13 protein-coding genes and 1 pseudogene are annotated in these 15,052 nt (G+C 64.4%); 2 read left to right on the top strand and 12 right to left on the bottom strand.

Translation table 11 applies throughout. From position 1 onward, the window contains the following. Window positions 1-61 precede the first annotated feature (61 nt). From BM297_RS07480 to cadR, 11 genes and pseudogenes are all read right to left on the bottom strand, one after another. Entirely contained in the window at window positions 62-847 is a 786-nt protein-coding gene (locus BM297_RS07480) for an inositol monophosphatase family protein (RefSeq protein ID WP_092429833.1), read from the bottom strand. A 274-nt stretch (window positions 848-1,121) separates the two neighbouring features. Beyond that, window positions 1,122-1,253 (bottom strand): annotated as a pseudogene (locus BM297_RS07475) (type II toxin-antitoxin system HicB family antitoxin); the annotation flags it as partial. A 348-nt stretch (window positions 1,254-1,601) separates the two neighbouring features. Continuing rightward, window positions 1,602-2,024, bottom strand: coding sequence for a hypothetical protein (locus BM297_RS21505; RefSeq protein WP_139231033.1), 423 nt, complete (start codon window positions 2,022-2,024; stop codon window positions 1,602-1,604). A gap of 79 nt (window positions 2,025-2,103) precedes the next feature. Further along, a complete protein-coding gene (locus tag BM297_RS07470; RefSeq protein ID WP_092429831.1) occupies window positions 2,104-2,352 on the bottom strand; it encodes a hypothetical protein in 249 nt (82 codons plus the stop codon). Between the two features lie 319 nt (window positions 2,353-2,671). Then, window positions 2,672-3,190: a hypothetical protein gene (locus BM297_RS07465; RefSeq protein WP_092429829.1), complete on the bottom strand. Its 519-nt coding sequence runs from the start codon at window positions 3,188-3,190 to the stop codon at window positions 2,672-2,674. 136 nt (window positions 3,191-3,326) lie between these two features. Next, window positions 3,327-3,686 carry a copper-binding protein gene (locus BM297_RS07460; RefSeq protein ID WP_092429827.1) on the bottom strand — a complete coding sequence of 120 codons (360 nt, stop codon included), beginning with the start codon at window positions 3,684-3,686 and terminating at the stop codon, window positions 3,327-3,329. Beyond that, complete coding sequence (locus BM297_RS07455; RefSeq protein ID WP_092429825.1) at window positions 3,683-6,847, bottom strand: efflux RND transporter permease subunit; 3,165 nt, start codon at window positions 6,845-6,847, stop codon at window positions 3,683-3,685. Before BM297_RS07455 ends, BM297_RS07460 begins: the two co-directional genes overlap by 4 nt. Continuing rightward, window positions 6,844-8,310, bottom strand: a complete 1,467-nt coding sequence (locus tag BM297_RS07450; protein ID WP_092429823.1) for an efflux RND transporter periplasmic adaptor subunit — start codon at window positions 8,308-8,310, stop codon at window positions 6,844-6,846. The genes BM297_RS07455 and BM297_RS07450 overlap by 4 nt, the downstream gene beginning before the upstream one ends. Further along, window positions 8,307-9,563, bottom strand: a complete 1,257-nt coding sequence (locus BM297_RS07445; RefSeq protein WP_092429821.1) for a TolC family protein — start codon at window positions 9,561-9,563, stop codon at window positions 8,307-8,309. Before BM297_RS07445 ends, BM297_RS07450 begins: the two co-directional genes overlap by 4 nt. Window positions 9,564-9,654: 91 nt before the next feature. Then, complete coding sequence (locus tag BM297_RS07440; protein ID WP_092429819.1) at window positions 9,655-10,005, bottom strand: hypothetical protein; 351 nt, start codon at window positions 10,003-10,005, stop codon at window positions 9,655-9,657. Between the two features lie 87 nt (window positions 10,006-10,092). Continuing rightward, window positions 10,093-10,575, bottom strand: coding sequence for a Cd(II)/Pb(II)-responsive transcriptional regulator (gene cadR / locus BM297_RS07435; RefSeq protein WP_092429884.1), 483 nt, complete (start codon window positions 10,573-10,575; stop codon window positions 10,093-10,095). Between the two features lie 112 nt (window positions 10,576-10,687). On the opposite strand from cadR, the gene BM297_RS07430 reads away from it, so the two are divergent. After that, window positions 10,688-13,087, top strand: coding sequence for a heavy metal translocating P-type ATPase (locus tag BM297_RS07430; protein WP_092429818.1), 2,400 nt, complete (start codon window positions 10,688-10,690; stop codon window positions 13,085-13,087). 125 nt (window positions 13,088-13,212) lie between these two features. Here the strand turns inward: BM297_RS07430 and BM297_RS21800 are convergent, their stop codons facing one another. After that, the gene (locus BM297_RS21800; RefSeq protein WP_175526615.1) at window positions 13,213-13,440 is read right to left on the bottom strand and encodes a hypothetical protein; all 228 of its coding nucleotides are present in this window, start codon (window positions 13,438-13,440) and stop codon (window positions 13,213-13,215) included. A 299-nt stretch (window positions 13,441-13,739) separates the two neighbouring features. On the opposite strand from BM297_RS21800, the gene BM297_RS07420 reads away from it, so the two are divergent. Continuing rightward, window positions 13,740-15,029 (top strand): TolC family protein, encoded by a 1,290-nt coding sequence (locus BM297_RS07420; protein ID WP_092429814.1) that lies wholly within the window; start codon window positions 13,740-13,742, stop codon window positions 15,027-15,029. Window positions 15,030-15,052: the final 23 nt, after the last annotated feature.

Genomic DNA, 15,052 nt, shown 5'->3' with positions numbered 1-15,052 from the left:
GCCGGCTGAAGTACACGCACGACAGCTTTCCCATTGTGGGGAGCACGGGGCGCTCAGGGCGTCAGGGGATCGAAAGCCGCTGCCGCCAAGGGCGTGCAGCCAGGCGTTGACTGGCTGCCAGATTGCCACCGAAACAGCTGCGGCACAGTGGTTTGTTCAGGTTGTCGTAACGAATCGGATGGCCGTCTTGGTCAAGCAAGTCGCCGCCAGCAGCCTTGAGGAGGGCATGGCCAGCGACCACGTCGTGCGGAGATACAGGGTAGAGCGAAACCCCCGCGATGCCATCGCCGGCGGCCACGCGTGCGAGCCGGTAGGCGATGCTGGGCATCGGGCTGAAGCGCGCCGGAGCACAGAGCGCGGTGTTCAGCTCTGGTTGCTGGTCGGCGGCCGTGCTGACGAATACCACCGAGTTAGCGTCGAACTGCCGGGCGTCCAGGTTGGGGCAAATGTGTCGGCCATTGCGCATCAGGCCAATCATGCTGTGCTCCCAGGCAATGCAGTCAGGCCCGCGCGTGGTAACTGGCGCATAGACGACGCCCAGCACCGGTATGGCATCTTTCAGTAGGCCAACGGAAATGGCCGAGCCAGGCCTACCCGCCAGGAAATCCGTGGTGCCATCGTTCGGGTCCACCACCCAGCAATGGCTCGCCCCAGTCAGCGCGCTTCCCGTTTCCTCTCCCCAGAAGTCTCCCAGCTGCAGTCGCAGCAGCCCCTCGCGCAGCAGGATCTCCACCTCGACGTCGATATCCGCCTTGTCTCCCGCCCCGCGAGGACCACCTGGTCGTGCAGCTTCGGCGGCGATGAGCACTCCGGCGCGCAGAACCAAAGAGATGACTTCATTCAGCATGAGCTTGTCTCGAGATTGATGTTCGGCGCTGGGACTGTACTGCCCGGCGTACTCGGCAGCGGGAACGGATGGCAGCGTCACTCCGGGGAGCAGGTTGAAGGCCCTATTTCAATAGATCGTCAGGTCATTTTCAGACGAAATCGAGGGGGAGCGTTTTTGACCCTGCATTCGGTGGTGGCACGCATCGAGACGCCATACGATCGGTGGCAACCACTATCTCCCCCTCTTTGCAGGTGACCATGTAGTCGTCCACCGCCTCGCGGAAGGCGGCTTACACCTCGGCTATCGTCTCACTTTCGTAGTTGACCAGTGCGCGAATGAAGAGCAGCTTGCCGAACAGGCAGTTGTCCTCGGCGCTGGCTTCGATGGAGCCGTAATACCCCTGGTGTTGCAGCAGATTGCTCACGAAATCAGTCCTCCTGCCCTGAATCAGGATCGTCGTCGAACATATGGTTAACCCAGTGCTCGTGCTTGAGCGTGGCCATTGCATAGCCGAAGCAGGACCTACACAGCTGCATCCTTTCGCGCTCGCCATCGCGCCGCCGAAGCGGGACCGCCGCGTACTCGGCTTAACCATCGAACCACTGCGCCTACAGTACGCCGTTGCCGGTCCATGCCTTACTGGCATTGTCCCTATTGCAGGGTACTGTCTGTGTCAGCCAGATCGCCGTGCTGTTGTGTGAGTAGTACTCCCGCTTCAGCGGATCGCCCACCGCCGGACCGACAGCGTATCCAGCTCACCGTCGACCTCCAGTCATGACCGATCCAAACGATATTCATGCAATTGCTCATGCTCGAGTCGCCAGAGCCTCAGGAACGTCCGCCAATCATCGACGTAGTAGCCTGGGAAAGCACTGCACATCGTCGAGCCGATGCTCGCTGCAGCCATACGGCTGCGCCATGGCTCGGGTATGTCGGCCGGTCGCACAACCTCGAGCGGTGGATTGTCACGCCGGGAGACCGGCACGAGACGAGCCACATCCCCCAGCGTCCAGGTTGCCGCTTCGCCAATCGGCGCCACATGGTCCAGTCGTTCGATGAGATCGAGGCAAGCCAGCGCATGGGCCCGCCGCTCTAGATGGGTCATCGCCCAAAGGGCTTGGCGGCGCAGTTTTTCGCGCGAGTAACTATCGGCTTTGATGGCTGTCAGCTCTGCCTTGGTGATCAGCTCTGTCACTTGAAACCCCGCTCTTCCTGTCTGGTCGCATTCGACTTCAGCTCACGCTACCGAGGATTCCTCGGTTGTTGGAATCAGCTCATTCATCTTTGGCGTCTGAATCGGCTGCCGCCTTTCCGAAGGATTCCCAGTGGTCAACCAGCTCATCGACGCGATCGGGAATGCGCGGGGTTTTGCTGAGCACAAGGCAGCGTGTCGTGCCCACGTACTCCTCGATCAGGTACAGCGAGTCCCCGACGTCGACCCCCATTTCCTGCAGGGCTTCATCGGGAATGCGAATAGCGCCATCGCCTTCCCAGTCTTCGATCACGACCTGCCGGGTTTCCATGGGGGCTCCTGGGTGAGTTAGATCAGGCGTCCGCGGGGGGAGGCGACGGCGAGCCGACGCCAACAGGTCCCACGGCACAGGCGCTCAGGGTAGCGAAGCGGCCGCTGACCGGAAAGTGACGATAACGGATTTTATCGTCACTTTCCGGCCATGGGAGGGAACCTTGGGCTATGCACTAAAAGTGCCTGTGCTCGGTGAGGTCGCGTTTAAAAGTGGCTCGGAATGCCCCATTAGGGCCAGTACACTCCGCGCCATCGTCACTTTTCGTCTTGCGTGACCTTCGTTCAGCTGACTTTTCGGACAGAACCCAGAGTCATGCTTACGGAGCGGGTTTAGCTGGGGGCATCCCCATGTAGTGTTGGTGCCACATCATGTGATCCATCATCATCTGCTGCATCCCCATGTACCTGTCCATCATGTACTGACGCTGTGCTTTCTGCTCCTGGGGCAAGTTCGAGTAGTCCTGCCAGCCCATCATGTGGCCGCCCCCCATCATGCCGCCACCCATCATGTGCCCGCCCATCATGCCGCCTCCCCACATTCCCATGCCCATGCCGTGCATCATTCCCATATTTCCTTGCATCGTATTCCAATGCTCCTGAAGGAGTTTTTGCCGTTCCTTCGGGTCTTGGGTCTGACGGATTTTCTCCATCTGGGCCTGCATCTTCTGGAGGTTTTCCTGCGCTTGAGCCATCTGTTTGTCGAACTCAGCAATATTCGGAGCTTGCTGCTGCGCCTGGGGCGTAGAACTTTTGGCTGGGGTTGGGTCTGCCGCCAGCGCCCATGCGGGTGACAGTGATGCGGCTACGAGGAGTACTGCCAGCTTGGTTTTTTTCATGTCGAGCTGCCTTTGTGGTGGTGAGCTGAACCAACATACCTACGAGCCGTAGTGATTACGTTGACAACATGGCTTTCGTCTAGAACTTTAGCGTCCCTTGGCTGGGTTTCCCCATCGTGAGTCAAGGGGAATAGGCTCAATCAGCTTTCTGAATGGAAATGATCCGGGCCGCCATGCCTTGGCTCAGGAATTCGAAGCTCACTTCGTCACCGACCTTCAGCCCCTTCAACTGCTCGGGCGTTGCGGTAAAGCCCATGGTCATTGGTGGCCATTTCAAGCTGGGAACGGGGCCGTGCGAAAGCGTGATGGTCCCTTTGGCAGCGTCGATCCCCTTGATCGTGCCGGTGGCCTTGGCGGTCGGGGCCGCGCTGTCCGGCTGTTCCACCTGCATGGGCTGTTCCATTGGCATCCTGTCCATGGGCTTGTCGTGCATGTCAGCCGCTGTGGCGGTCTGGACGAGCGTGGCGGTCAGGATGGTTACGAGGACTTGTTTCATGACTGGGTTGCTCCTGTGGAATTGGATGGTTTCACAGCCGATGCTGTGAGGAGATGCGAGCGGCGCATCAGCCGATAGGCCGCCGGGATGACGAACAGGGACAGCAAGGGCGCGCTGAGCATGCCGCCAACCATGGGAGCGGCGATGCGGCTCATGATCTCGCTGCCGGTGCCGCTGCCCCAGAAGATCGGCAGCAGGCCGGCGACGATCACCGCCACGGTCATCGCCTTGGGCTGCACGGCGCCCTGGCGAATCGCCGCCAGCAGTGCCTGCTCGCTGCGCTCGCCGGCCGCCTCGCGCTCGGCCCAGGCCTGCTTCAGGTAGAGCAGCATGATCACGCCGAACTCGGCGGCCACCCCAGCCAGGGCGATGAAGCCGACGCCGGTGGCCACCGACAGGTCGTAGTCCAGCAGGTAGAGGAACCACACGCCGCCGGTGAGGGCGAATGGCAGCGTCGCCATGATCAGCAGGGCCTCGTCGACGCGGGCAAAGGTCAGGTAGAGCAGCACGAAGATGATCGCCAGGGTCGCCGGCACCACCAGCTTGAGCCGGGCGTTGGCTCGCTCGAGGTACTCGAACTGCCCAGAATAGCTGATGCTCATGCCTGGCTGCAGGCTCACCTTTTCGCTGACGGTCCGGCGCAGGTCACCCACCACGGCAGCGATGTCCCGCTCGCGCACGTCGATGTAGACCCAGCCCGATGGCCGGGCGTTCTCGCTTTTCAGCATGGGCGGTCCGTCGCTGACCGCGATCCTCGCCACCGTGCCCAGAGTGATCTGGTTGCCTTGCGGGGTATAGATCGGCAGCTGCTCGAGAGCGCCGAGCGAGTCGCGCCACTCGCGTGGGTAGCGCACATTGATCGGGAAGCGGGCCAGGCCCTCGACGGTCTCGCCGACGTTTTCGCCGCCGATGGCGCTGGCCACTATCGACTGCACGTCGGCGATGTTCAGCCCGTAGCGGGCAGCCGCGCGACGGTCGATGTCCACATCGACATAGCGCCCTCCGGTCAGGCGCTCGGCCAGCGCCGAGCTCACTCCGGGCACGCTCTTGGCCACGCGCTCGATCGCCTGGGTGGCTGCGTCGATATCCACCAGGCTTGTGCCGGCGACCTTGATCCCGATGGGGCTCTTGATCCCGGTGGCGAGCATGTCGATGCGATTGCGGATCGGCGGAATCCAGATGTTGGTGAGCCCTGGGATCCGCACCACCCGATCCAGCTCTTCCACCAGTTTTTCCGGCGTCATGCCTGGTCGCCACTGCTCGCGCGGCTTGAACTGGATGGTGGTTTCGAACATCTCCAGCGGTGCCGGGTCGGTGGCGGTTTCGGCACGTCCGGCCTTGCCGAACACGTGCTCGACTTCCGGTACCGTCTTGATCAGGCGATCTGTCTGCTGCAACAGCTGCGCGGCCTTTTGCGCCGACAGTCCGGGCAGCGCCGAAGGCATGTAGAGCAAGTCGCCTTCGTCCATCGGCGGCAGGAACTCGCCGCCGAGGCGGGAAATCGGCCACAGTGCGCTGAGAAACACCAGCAGCGCAGCCAACAGGGTGACTTTGGGCCGGCGCAGCACTGCATCCAGAGCCGGCCGGTAGAGGCGGATCAGCCAGCGATTCAGCGGGTTGTGCTCCTCCCGGGGGATCCGCCCGCGAATCCAGTAGCCCATCAGTACCGGCACCAGGGTTACCGACAACCCGGCGGCGGCCGCCATGGCGTAGGTCTTGGTGAAGGCCAGCGGGCCGAACAGGCGGCCTTCCTGGGCCTCCAGGGTGAATACCGGGATGAACGATAGGGTGATGATCAGCAGACAGAAGAACAGCGCCGGGCCGACCTCGGCGGCGGCGTCGGTCATCACCTGCCAGTGGCGCTCGCCCGCCAGCGTCTCCCCGGGGTGAGCCGAGTGCCAGGCTTCGACCTTCTTGTGAGCGTTCTCGATCATCACCACCGCCGCATCCACCATGGCTCCGATGGCAATGGCGATGCCGCCGAGTGACATGAGGTTGGCGTTGATGCCTTGGTGGCGCATCACGATGAACGCGATCAGCACGCCAATCGGCAGCGAGATGATCGCTACCAGGGATGAGCGCAGGTGCCAGAGGAACAGCGCGCAGACCAAGGCGACGACGATGAACTCCTCAAGGAGCTTGTGGCCGAGGTTGGCCACCGCGCGGTCGATCAGCTTGCTGCGGTCGTAAGTGGTGACGATTTCCACCCCGGCGGGCAGGCTGCCCTTCAGCTCGTCGAGTTTGGCCTTGACCGCAGCGATCGTGTCGCGGGCGTTCTTGCCGCTGCGCAGGATCACCACGCCGCCGACCGTTTCGCCTTCGCCGTCGAGTTCGCCGATGCCGCGGCGCATCTCCGGGCCCAGCTGGATGCTCGCCACGTCGCCGAGGGTCACCGGTACACCGCCGGCACTGAGCCTGAGCGGGATGGCGCGGAAATCGTCGAGCGTCTTCAGGTAGCCGGAGGCGCGCACCATGAACTCGGTCTCGGCCATTTCCAGCACCGCGCCGCCGGTTTCCCGGTTGGCCTGGCCGATGGCCGCGATCACCTCGGCCTGGGTGATGCCCAGGCTGGCCAGCCTGGTCGGGTCGAGCAGGACCTGGTACTGCCTGACCATGCCGCCGATGGTGGCCACCTCTGCGACGTTGGCGACGGTCTTCAGCTCGAACTTGAGGAACCAGTCCTGCAGGGCGCGCAGCTGCGCCAGGTCGTGGCGGCCACTGCGATCGACCAGGGCGTACTGGTAGATCCAGCCGACCCCGCTGGCATCCGGTCCCAGCGCCGGCCGGGCGCCTGCCGGTAGGCGGCTCTGCACCTGGCTCAAGTACTCCAGCACCCGCGAGCGCGCCCAGTAGAGGTCGGTGCCGTCCTCGAACAGCACGTAGACGTAGCTGTCGCCGAAGAAGGAGTAGCCGCGTACCGTTTTCGCTCCCGGCACCGAGAGCATGGTGGTGGTCAGTGGATAGGTTACCTGGTTCTCGACGATCTGCGGCGCCTGCCCCGGATAGGGGGTGCGCACGATCACCTGTACATCGGAGAGGTCCGGCAGTGCGTCGAGCGGGATGCTGCGCACCGACCAGACGCCCCAGGCGGTGACGAACAGGGTTGCCAGCAGGACCAGGAAGCGGTTGGCTACCGACCAGCGGATCAGCGCGGCGATCATGGCTGGTCTCCCTGTTTCTCCAAGCGCTCGACCACCAGCCCGGCGTCGCTCTCGCGCACCGCGAAGCGCACCCGGTCGCCGACCTCGAGTCCGTGCAACAGGGCCGGATTGCCCAGTGGGAAGCTCATGGTCATGCCGGGCATCCCCAGTGTCCGTAAAGGACCATGGGCGAGGGTCACGCTCCCGTCGCCGATCTCGACGACCCTGCCCTCGGCCTCATGCAGGACGGGGGTGTTGGTGGCAGGCTCCGGTCTTGCCGCGGTTCCCACAACCAGCCCTCGGAGACTGGCTTCGGAATCGAGTAGGAACTGTCCGGAGGCGACCACCTGTTGGCCTTCCTCCAGGCCGCTCAGTACCACCGTTCGGCCATCGTTTTCCGCACCGGGGCGCACCTCGACTGGCCGGTAGCGCCCCGCGTCTTCGGCGAGCATGACCAGAGCCCGTCGGCCGGTGCGGATGACAGCCTCGCTCGGCACCCACAGCACGCCTTGCTCGCTCGCCCGGTTCAGCCGTACCTGCGCCGTCAGCCCCGGCCGCAGGCGACCGTCGGGGTTGGGCAATTCGACCCTCACGCGAAGGGTACGACTGTCGGTGTTCGCCGCTGGCAGGATGGTGGCGACCCGGCCCGTTAGCACCTCGCCAGCGAGCGCCGGCAGGCGCGCCTCGACCGTCTGGTCGGCGAGCAGTGCCCCGGCTTCGGCCTCCGGCACGGCCAGCTCCAGCCAGACGCTGTCCAGACCGTTGATGCGCGCCAGGCTATCGCCGGCCGCCATTCTCATGCCCGTCCGCACAGCCAGCTCCTGCAACACGCCACCGAGGGGGCTGGTGATGGTCAGGGTCGGCTGGGCCTTGCCGCTGTGCTCCACCCGGGCGATCAACGTCGCTGGCATGCCGATCAGGAGCAGGCGCTGGCGGGCCGCCGCCAGCAGCTCGGCATCGCCGCTGCGCCGGAGGGCGAGAAACTCTTCCTGGGCAGCGGCCCACTCGGGCACCAGCAGGTCGGCCAGCGGCGCACCAGCCGCCAGTACGTCGTCTGGTGCGCGGGCGTAGACCCGCTCGACGAAGCCGGCAGTACGCGCCTGAACCACTGCGACATCCCGTTCATTGAAAGCCAGCACGCCGGTTACCACCAGACTGGAGGCGATGGCCCCACGGGTGACGGTCGCCAGGCGCAGGCCGAGATTCTGGGTCAATCGCGGATCGATGCTGACGGCGGCGCTGTCCGCGGCGGCATCGGCATAGCGAGGCACCAGTTGCATGTCCATGAAGGGCGACTTGCCCGGCTTGTCGAACCGCTGCTGCGGGTACATCGGATCGTACCAGTACAGCACCGGACGTTCGTCCTGCGCCGCGGGCACGGGTATCGGATCAGGGCGCTGCTGGGCGAACCAGTACCCCCCGCCAGCGCCGAGAACGAGCGCCAAGCCGCACAACGCGGCTGCCGGGCCAATTTGCATGCTCATGGGTGCTCCTCCCCGTAGGCAAAATGCAGCCGTGCAGCAGTCTTGGCGCCCTGTGCCTCCAGCTCGATCTGGCGCAGGCGAGCCTCGATCAGCTCCTGACGGGCGGTGATGACGCTGAGCAGATCGCCCTTGCCGGCGCGGTAGCTGGCCAGGCTGAGCTCCACCTTCTCCCGGGCCAGCGGCACGAAGTTGTCGCGGTTGCGATGCTGTGCCCGCTGTAGTCGCTGGTATTCGGCGAGATCCTCTTCCAGTTGTTGGGCATGCTCGCGCAGCAGGGCTTCGCGCTCGGCTTCCAGCTGGTTGAGTTCGGCGTGTCGGGCGGCGATTTTCGGATCCTGCCGAGAGCCGGGGAACAGCGGCAGGTCGAAACTGACCTGCACACTGACCATGTCGCCAAACTCGCGGCCACGACGTTGGTAGTCGAGCTCCCAACTCCAGTCGGACTTCTTCTCCGCCTGCGCCTCGCGCACCTTGGCTTGCGCTTCGCGCGTCATCGGCTCGAAGGAGGCCAGCGCCGGGTGGCGTGGCAACTGGTGGCCGTAGCGAGCGTGATCGATGGGCCATTCTGGCCAGTCGCCAGCAAGCGGCTGGTCGGCGGCCACGCCTATCCAGCGACGTAGGGCCGCGCGCGCCCGAACGTGTTGCTGGGCTAGTTGGTCCTGCTGTTCGTCCAGGCGGGCCGCCTCCTGTTTCGGCCGCACTGCGTCGGCAGCCTGCCCGCGTCCGCCGGCGATCTGCGCCTGCACGGCGGCAGCGAGCAGACGGTTCTCGCCGAAGAACTCGGTGAACAGCGCCTGCTGGCGTTCCACCGCGAGGCGGTCGATCCACGCCAGCGCGGTGGCCTGGCGGACGTTCAGTCGTTCAACAGCGCTTTCGGCGGCGGCGCGCTCTACCGCCGCATCGGCTACCTCGACCCGAGCCCGGCGCTTGGCGCTGTTGGGCATATCCTGCATGACTCCGACCATCTGCATGGTCATGAAATCGCGGTCGATGCTCCAGCGGTCGGGGCCGCCGACGGGATAGTTCTGCACCCCCAGCCGCAGCTGGGGATCGGGCAGTTCGCCGGCGGGAATGGCGGCACTACTGGCGGCTTGCAGTTTGGCCTGCTCGGCGGCCAGCGAAGGGGCGTTATCTTCAGCCAGGCGCAAGGCCTCGGCGAGGGTCAGCGAGGCTGCCTGGCTCGGCAATGCCAGCACGGACGCCGCCAGCGCGGCGGCGAGGGGCCAGCCCGGACAGTGACGTGGGATGTTCATGCTCTCGATTCCTGTGATGTTCCGTGTCGCGCGAACGCGCGCAGCCCTGCTGTCCTGATCAGGCGGGATAGCGTTCAGTGTGGGGCAGGAATCAGGCGCAGGGTGGTCGCCAGAGCCCGGATGGGGGGCGCTCGGGCAGGAGATCGCTGGTGTAGGATGCCGCTATTGGGGCGGACAAGGGGACGGGGGGCTTGATGACTGCAACTTGCAGCAGGCTGGCGGTCTTGCATTCCTGCCCCGGTTTGCAGGGTTTACCAGGCTCGGCGGGGTCGCCCATGTCCTGGCAGCAGTCCGGAGGCACGACCGCCATGTCGGTCATCGCCGCCATGGCGGTCGCCTGCATCGGACAGGGTTCTGCCGGCGGCTGGACTCCCGCCATTCCCGTGAGGGGAAGCGTCAGACTGAGCAGGAAAACCAGGCAGAGCCGCAGGTGGCGTTTCATGGACGGGAGTCTAGTCCTGCACGGTGGGGTACACAATTGCAGGCGCACCACTCGGCACAGCAGTTAAGGAGCTTCGAGCAGAGCTCGTTATTGCGTGGTCCCGGTTTGCCGCTGATGGGAGGGGCCGCCCGGATGTGCGCAGCGCAGGTGATTGCCCTCGCTCGTTGCGCCTTCGCACAACGGCTGCGACAACTCGTGGAGGATGCCGCAATGGGCGGCGGTACTCGGCTCGTTGCAGCATTCACGCAAGCTCTTGAGCTGTTGTTCCAGCTGGCGGAGCTCCTCGATGCGCGCGGTGACATGGCCAATGTGCGCGTCCAGCAGGGCGTTCACATCGCCACAGTGTTCGCTGGGGGCATCCTTGAAATGGAGCAGTCCTCGAATCTCGGCGTGCGTCATATCCAGCATGCGGCAACGGCGGATGAATGACAGCCTTTCGACATGCGCTTCGGTGTAGATGCGAAAGTTGCCTTCGGTGCGGGAGGGTGAGGCAAGTAGAGCCTCGCGCTCGTAGTAGCGGATGGTTTCGACCTGAGTGCCAGTGATTCTGGCCAGTTCGCCGATTTTCACGTTGTTATCCCAATAGCCGGATCTGATGACCCTTGCTGGCAGCATAGGCTCTTGACTCTGTAGTCGCTACAGGTTGTTTACTTGTCTGCAACGTCAGGCTCAGGGGGCCAACATGAGTGAGTGCAACACTGTTGGGTGCGGGTGTTCCACTGCGTCGTCAGCGGAACCGAAGACTCTCGCCACCGGAGCGGGAAAGATTGCGCAGTACCGTATCGACAACATGGACTGCCCCACCGAGGAACGGCTGATTCGCGGCAAGCTGGAGCCGCTCGCAGGAGTGACCGGGTTAGAGTTCAACCTGATGCAGCGCACGCTGACGGTGAACCACCAGCTCGATTCGCTGGAGCCGGTCGAAGCCGCGTTGCGCGCCATCGGCATGCAGGCCCAGCGTCTTGCCCTTCCAGCCGAGCAGGTGTGCACGGTGTTGCTCATCGCGAAGATGGACTGCCCTACCGAGGAACGGCTGATTCGCGACAAGCTGAACGGAATGCCCGGGGTCGAGTCCCTGGACTTCAATCTGCTGCAACGCCGTCTGACGGTCACGCACAGTCTCGAGAGCCTGCATGCCATCTTGGACGCGCTGACCTCCATCGGGCTCGAAGCCAGCGTCGAACCGAGCGTTGCCAGCGCCACCGCCGTGCCCTCTACCGGCATCCACCAATGGTGGCCACTGGCCGTGGCGGGGGTGAGTGCGACCTTGGCCGAGGTCGTGGACTGGCTGAACGGTGGCAATCACTGGTTGGTCGTGGCCCTCGCCATGCTGGCGATTGGCGTAGGCGGTCTCTCGACCTACAAGAAAGGCTGGATTGCCCTCAAGAACCGCAACCTGAACATCAACGCGCTGATGTCGATTGCCGTCACCGGCGCGATGCTCATTGGCGAGTGGCCGGAGGCGGCCATGGTGATGTTCCTGTTCGCCCTGGCAGAGGTGATCGAGGCCAGATCGCTCGACCGTGCGCGCAATGCGATTCGCGGCCTGATGGATCTCGCCCCGGAAACGGCCACCGTCCAGCAGCCTGATGGAAGCTGGCAGAGCACACCTGCCAAGCAGGTCGCGGTGGGGGCCACGGTGCGTCTGCGTCCAGGTGAGCGCATCGCGCTGGATGGTGTGGTGACCCAGGGGCACTCGACCGTGAACCAGGCGCCGATCACCGGCGAAAGCCTGCCGGTGGACAAGGCGGAAGGCGACAGCGTGTTTGCCGGTACGATCAACCAGACGGGCTCTTTTGAATATCGGGTGACGGCAGAGGCCAGTCACTCGACGTTGTCGCGGATCATTCATGCCGTCGAGTCCGCCCAGGGCAGTCGTGCGCCGACGCAACGCTTCGTCGACCAGTTCGCGCGCATCTACACCCCGGTGGTGTTCCTGATCGCCTTGCTGACGGCCGTCATACCGCCGCTGCTGTTTGCCGGGGCCTGGATGGACTGGATCTACAAGGCCTTGGTGCTACTGGTGATTGCCTGTCCGTGCGCGCTGGTGATCTCCACCCCGGTATCCATCGTCAGCGGTCTGGCTGCGGCTGCCCGCAAAGGCATCCTCGTCAAGGGCGGTGTGTACCTGGAGGAGGGGCGCAAACTGGCCACTCTGGCACTCGACAAGACCGGCACCATCACCCATGGCAAGCCGGTGCAAACCGACTTCATCGCCTTGAATGGCGAGGAAGTCCAGGTTCGCACTCTGGCGGCAAGCCTTGCGGCGCGCTCGGATCACCCGGTGTCCCAGGCCGTCGCCCATGCGGCCAGCGAAGCCGGTTTGGCTTTGCGCCCGGTGAGCGATCTGGCCGCCATTCTTGGCCGGGGCGTCCGGGGGCGCATCGACGACCATCTGTATCAACTGGGCAATCACCGGCTGATCGAAGAGCTAGGTCTGTGTTCGAAGGACATTGAGGCCAAGCTGTTTGCCCTTGAACGCCAGGGCAAGTCGGTGGTGCTGCTGGTCAATCAGCATGAAGCTCTGGGTATTTTTGCGGTGGCCGACACCGTGCGGGAAACCAGTCGCGCAGCGATCAGCGAACTGCACGCCCTCGGGGTGAAAACCCTGATGCTCAGCGGTGACAACATCCATACCGCCGAAACCATTGCCCGTTCGGTCGGTATCGACGAGGCCCGCGGTGGGCTGCTGCCGGAAGACAAGCTCAAGATCATCGAAGGACTGATGACGAGCGACCAGGCGGGTGCGGTCGGCATGGTGGGGGACGGAATCAACGATGCGCCTGCGCTGGCCAGAGCGAGCATTGGCTTCGCCATGGGGGCGGCTGGTACGGATACCGCCATCGAGACGGCAGACGTGGCGCTGATGGACGACGACCTGCGCAAGATTCCCGCATTCGTCCGGCTTTCGCGGGCGACCGCGACGGTGCTGCGGCAGAACATCGCCTTCGCGCTCGGGATCAAGGTGGTATTCTTGCTGCTGACGTTCAGCGGGCAGGCAACTCTGTGGATGGCGGTATTCGCCGATGCCGGCGCCAGTCTGCTGGTGGTGGCCAACGGGTTGCGCTTGCTGCGCAAGTAGGGCGCGTGGGGGCTGACAAAACGGTAATGCGGCCTTCAGCTTCCCGTCAGGCGTCGTAATCTAACCTGACTGTGCAGGCTGCTGGTCGCAGTATGGTTTGCGAGTAAGGCCATTGTTGATAAGATTTATTCCACTTTGATTTGGGCTTTCAAATTCTTATGCGCCGTTGGTTGACGATTCTCTTGCTGGTGATGATGCCGCTGCAGCTCGGTTGGGCTGCACTGGGCAGCTATTGCCAGCACGAATCTGGAAGCCAGACGAAGCATTTCGGCCATCACGCTCACCAGCACAAAAGCCAGGCGGGGAACGAGGACGACGACGGTCCCGATCCCCAAAGCGGCAAGAACCTGCATGGCGATTGCAACGCCTGCGTTTCCGCTGGCGTCACGCCGATCTTTTCCGCTGTAGCCTTGTTTGATGTGAACAGCTCGTCAGCTGGCGAAACAGGGCACCAGGCTCATCCGCTGGCCCGACCATCCTCTCCGCCTGACCGCCCTGCGTGGGCCCGCCTCGCCTGATCGGCGAGGCGACTCCTCTCTCCCTGACCCGCTCAAACGACCATCGTCACCGACGATGAGCGTTGGCGTGCTGCGAGCCAGCTGATTGCGTCTCGCCGATTCCCTGTGAGCTTTTTCATCACTGGAGAATCGGGATGTTCCCAAGCAAAACCAGAAAATGGCTGCCCTGTGCCTTGCTCGTGCTGGCCACCGGCAGTTCCTTGGCGCAGACAGCGCCAAGCGCTTCCAGCCTGCAGTCGGTCACTGCCGGTCCTTTATCGCTGAAGCAAGCCTTCGATACCGCTTGGGCGCGTCAGCCCGAAGCGGAGTCCTCGTCTGCGCGTCGTGAGGCGGCCTCCGCCCGTCGCGCCTCCGCCGACAGCTGGACCGCCGAGCCCATGGCCCTGGAGCTGTCGAGCAAAGGCGACCAGCTCAATGGCAACGATGGTAGCCGCGAGCACAATGTCGGCCTCGCCATCCCCCTGTGGCTGCCCGGTGAGCGCTCGCGTACGGGCGCCGTGGCCGAGGCCGAGGCCCAGTCCACCGCCAGTCGCGCCTCGGCTGCGCAGCTGCGCACTGCTGCTGAAGTGCGCGAGGCGTACTGGCAGTGGCAACGCAGCCGGGTCGAAGCGAGCCTGGCCAGCGAGCGCGAGGGCAATGCCCGGCAGCTCGCTGCCGATGTCGCCAAACGGGTCAAGTCGGGCGAGCTGGCCCTGGCCGATCAGCACCAGGCCGAGGGTGCTGCGGCGTTGGCCGAGATCGAGGCGGCGCGAGCCAGGAGTGCGCTGGCGACGGCTGCACAGCAGTTGCGCAGCCTGATCGGCACCCTGCCGGGTGGTAGCGAAGAGACTGCGCCTGGCGTAGTTGCCGGTGAGCCGGTGCCCGCTTTGCCCGCCGACTTCGCTGGTCTGGATACTCAGCATCCGGCGGTGGCCGCCCTGCTCGATCAGGCCGAGGTCGCGCGCCGCTCGGCCGAACTGGCCCGCGTGCAGACCCGGGCCAATCCCGAGTTGACCTTGTCTACCACTCGCGAACGCGAGCCTGGGGAGTCCTATGACGAAAGCCTCACCCTGGGCATTCGCATCCCCTTCGGCTCGGGCAGTCGCAATCGCGCCAAGCAAGCCACGGCCGAGGCCGAGGCCATCGAAGCCGAGGTGCAGGCGCGTCTGGCGCGTGAGCGCCTGCTCGGCGAGCTGGAAGCCGCCCGGCTGGAGTTCGAATCCGCCCGCGCTCAAGTGACGGCTGCCGAGAAGCGTGCCCGGCTCGCCCAGGAGTCTCGCGGTTTCTTCGAAAAATCCTTCCGCCTCGGCGAAACCGATCTGCCGACGCGCCTGCGTATCGAGCTCGAGGCGACCGACGCCAAGCGTCAGGCTGCCCTGGCCCGACTCGATCAGGCGGCGGCGACCTCCTCACTGCGCCAGGCGCTGGGTCTGCTGCCCGAATAGGGCCAGAACGAACCTAAAGGACT

The organism is Geopseudomonas sagittaria, from assembly GCF_900115715.1.
In the GTDB taxonomy this organism is placed as follows: Bacteria; Pseudomonadota; Gammaproteobacteria; order Pseudomonadales; family Pseudomonadaceae; genus Geopseudomonas; species Geopseudomonas sagittaria.
This window is presented reverse-complemented; position numbering and strand designations above follow the sequence as displayed.

What these genes read in the sequence shown, in the direction of transcription:
- BM297_RS07460 (WP_092429827.1), bottom strand. Translation starts at nt 3,686, where the DNA reads ATGAAACAAGTCCTCGTAACCATCCTGACCGCCACGCTCGTCCAGACC.
- BM297_RS07430 (WP_092429818.1), top strand. Translation starts at nt 10,688, where the DNA reads ATGAGTGAGTGCAACACTGTTGGGTGCGGGTGTTCCACTGCGTCGTCA.
- BM297_RS07480 (WP_092429833.1), bottom strand. Translation starts at nt 847, where the DNA reads ATGCTGAATGAAGTCATCTCTTTGGTTCTGCGCGCCGGAGTGCTCATC.
- BM297_RS07445 (WP_092429821.1), bottom strand. Translation starts at nt 9,563, where the DNA reads ATGAACATCCCACGTCACTGTCCGGGCTGGCCCCTCGCCGCCGCGCTG.
- BM297_RS07440 (WP_092429819.1), bottom strand. Translation starts at nt 10,005, where the DNA reads ATGAAACGCCACCTGCGGCTCTGCCTGGTTTTCCTGCTCAGTCTGACG.
- BM297_RS07465 (WP_092429829.1), bottom strand. Translation starts at nt 3,190, where the DNA reads ATGAAAAAAACCAAGCTGGCAGTACTCCTCGTAGCCGCATCACTGTCA.
- BM297_RS07455 (WP_092429825.1), bottom strand. Translation starts at nt 6,847, where the DNA reads ATGATCGCCGCGCTGATCCGCTGGTCGGTAGCCAACCGCTTCCTGGTC.
- BM297_RS07420 (WP_092429814.1), top strand. Translation starts at nt 13,740, where the DNA reads ATGTTCCCAAGCAAAACCAGAAAATGGCTGCCCTGTGCCTTGCTCGTG.
- BM297_RS07470 (WP_092429831.1), bottom strand. Translation starts at nt 2,352, where the DNA reads ATGGAAACCCGGCAGGTCGTGATCGAAGACTGGGAAGGCGATGGCGCT.
- BM297_RS07450 (WP_092429823.1), bottom strand. Translation starts at nt 8,310, where the DNA reads ATGAGCATGCAAATTGGCCCGGCAGCCGCGTTGTGCGGCTTGGCGCTC.
- BM297_RS21800 (WP_175526615.1), bottom strand. Translation starts at nt 13,440, where the DNA reads ATGCAGGTTCTTGCCGCTTTGGGGATCGGGACCGTCGTCGTCCTCGTT.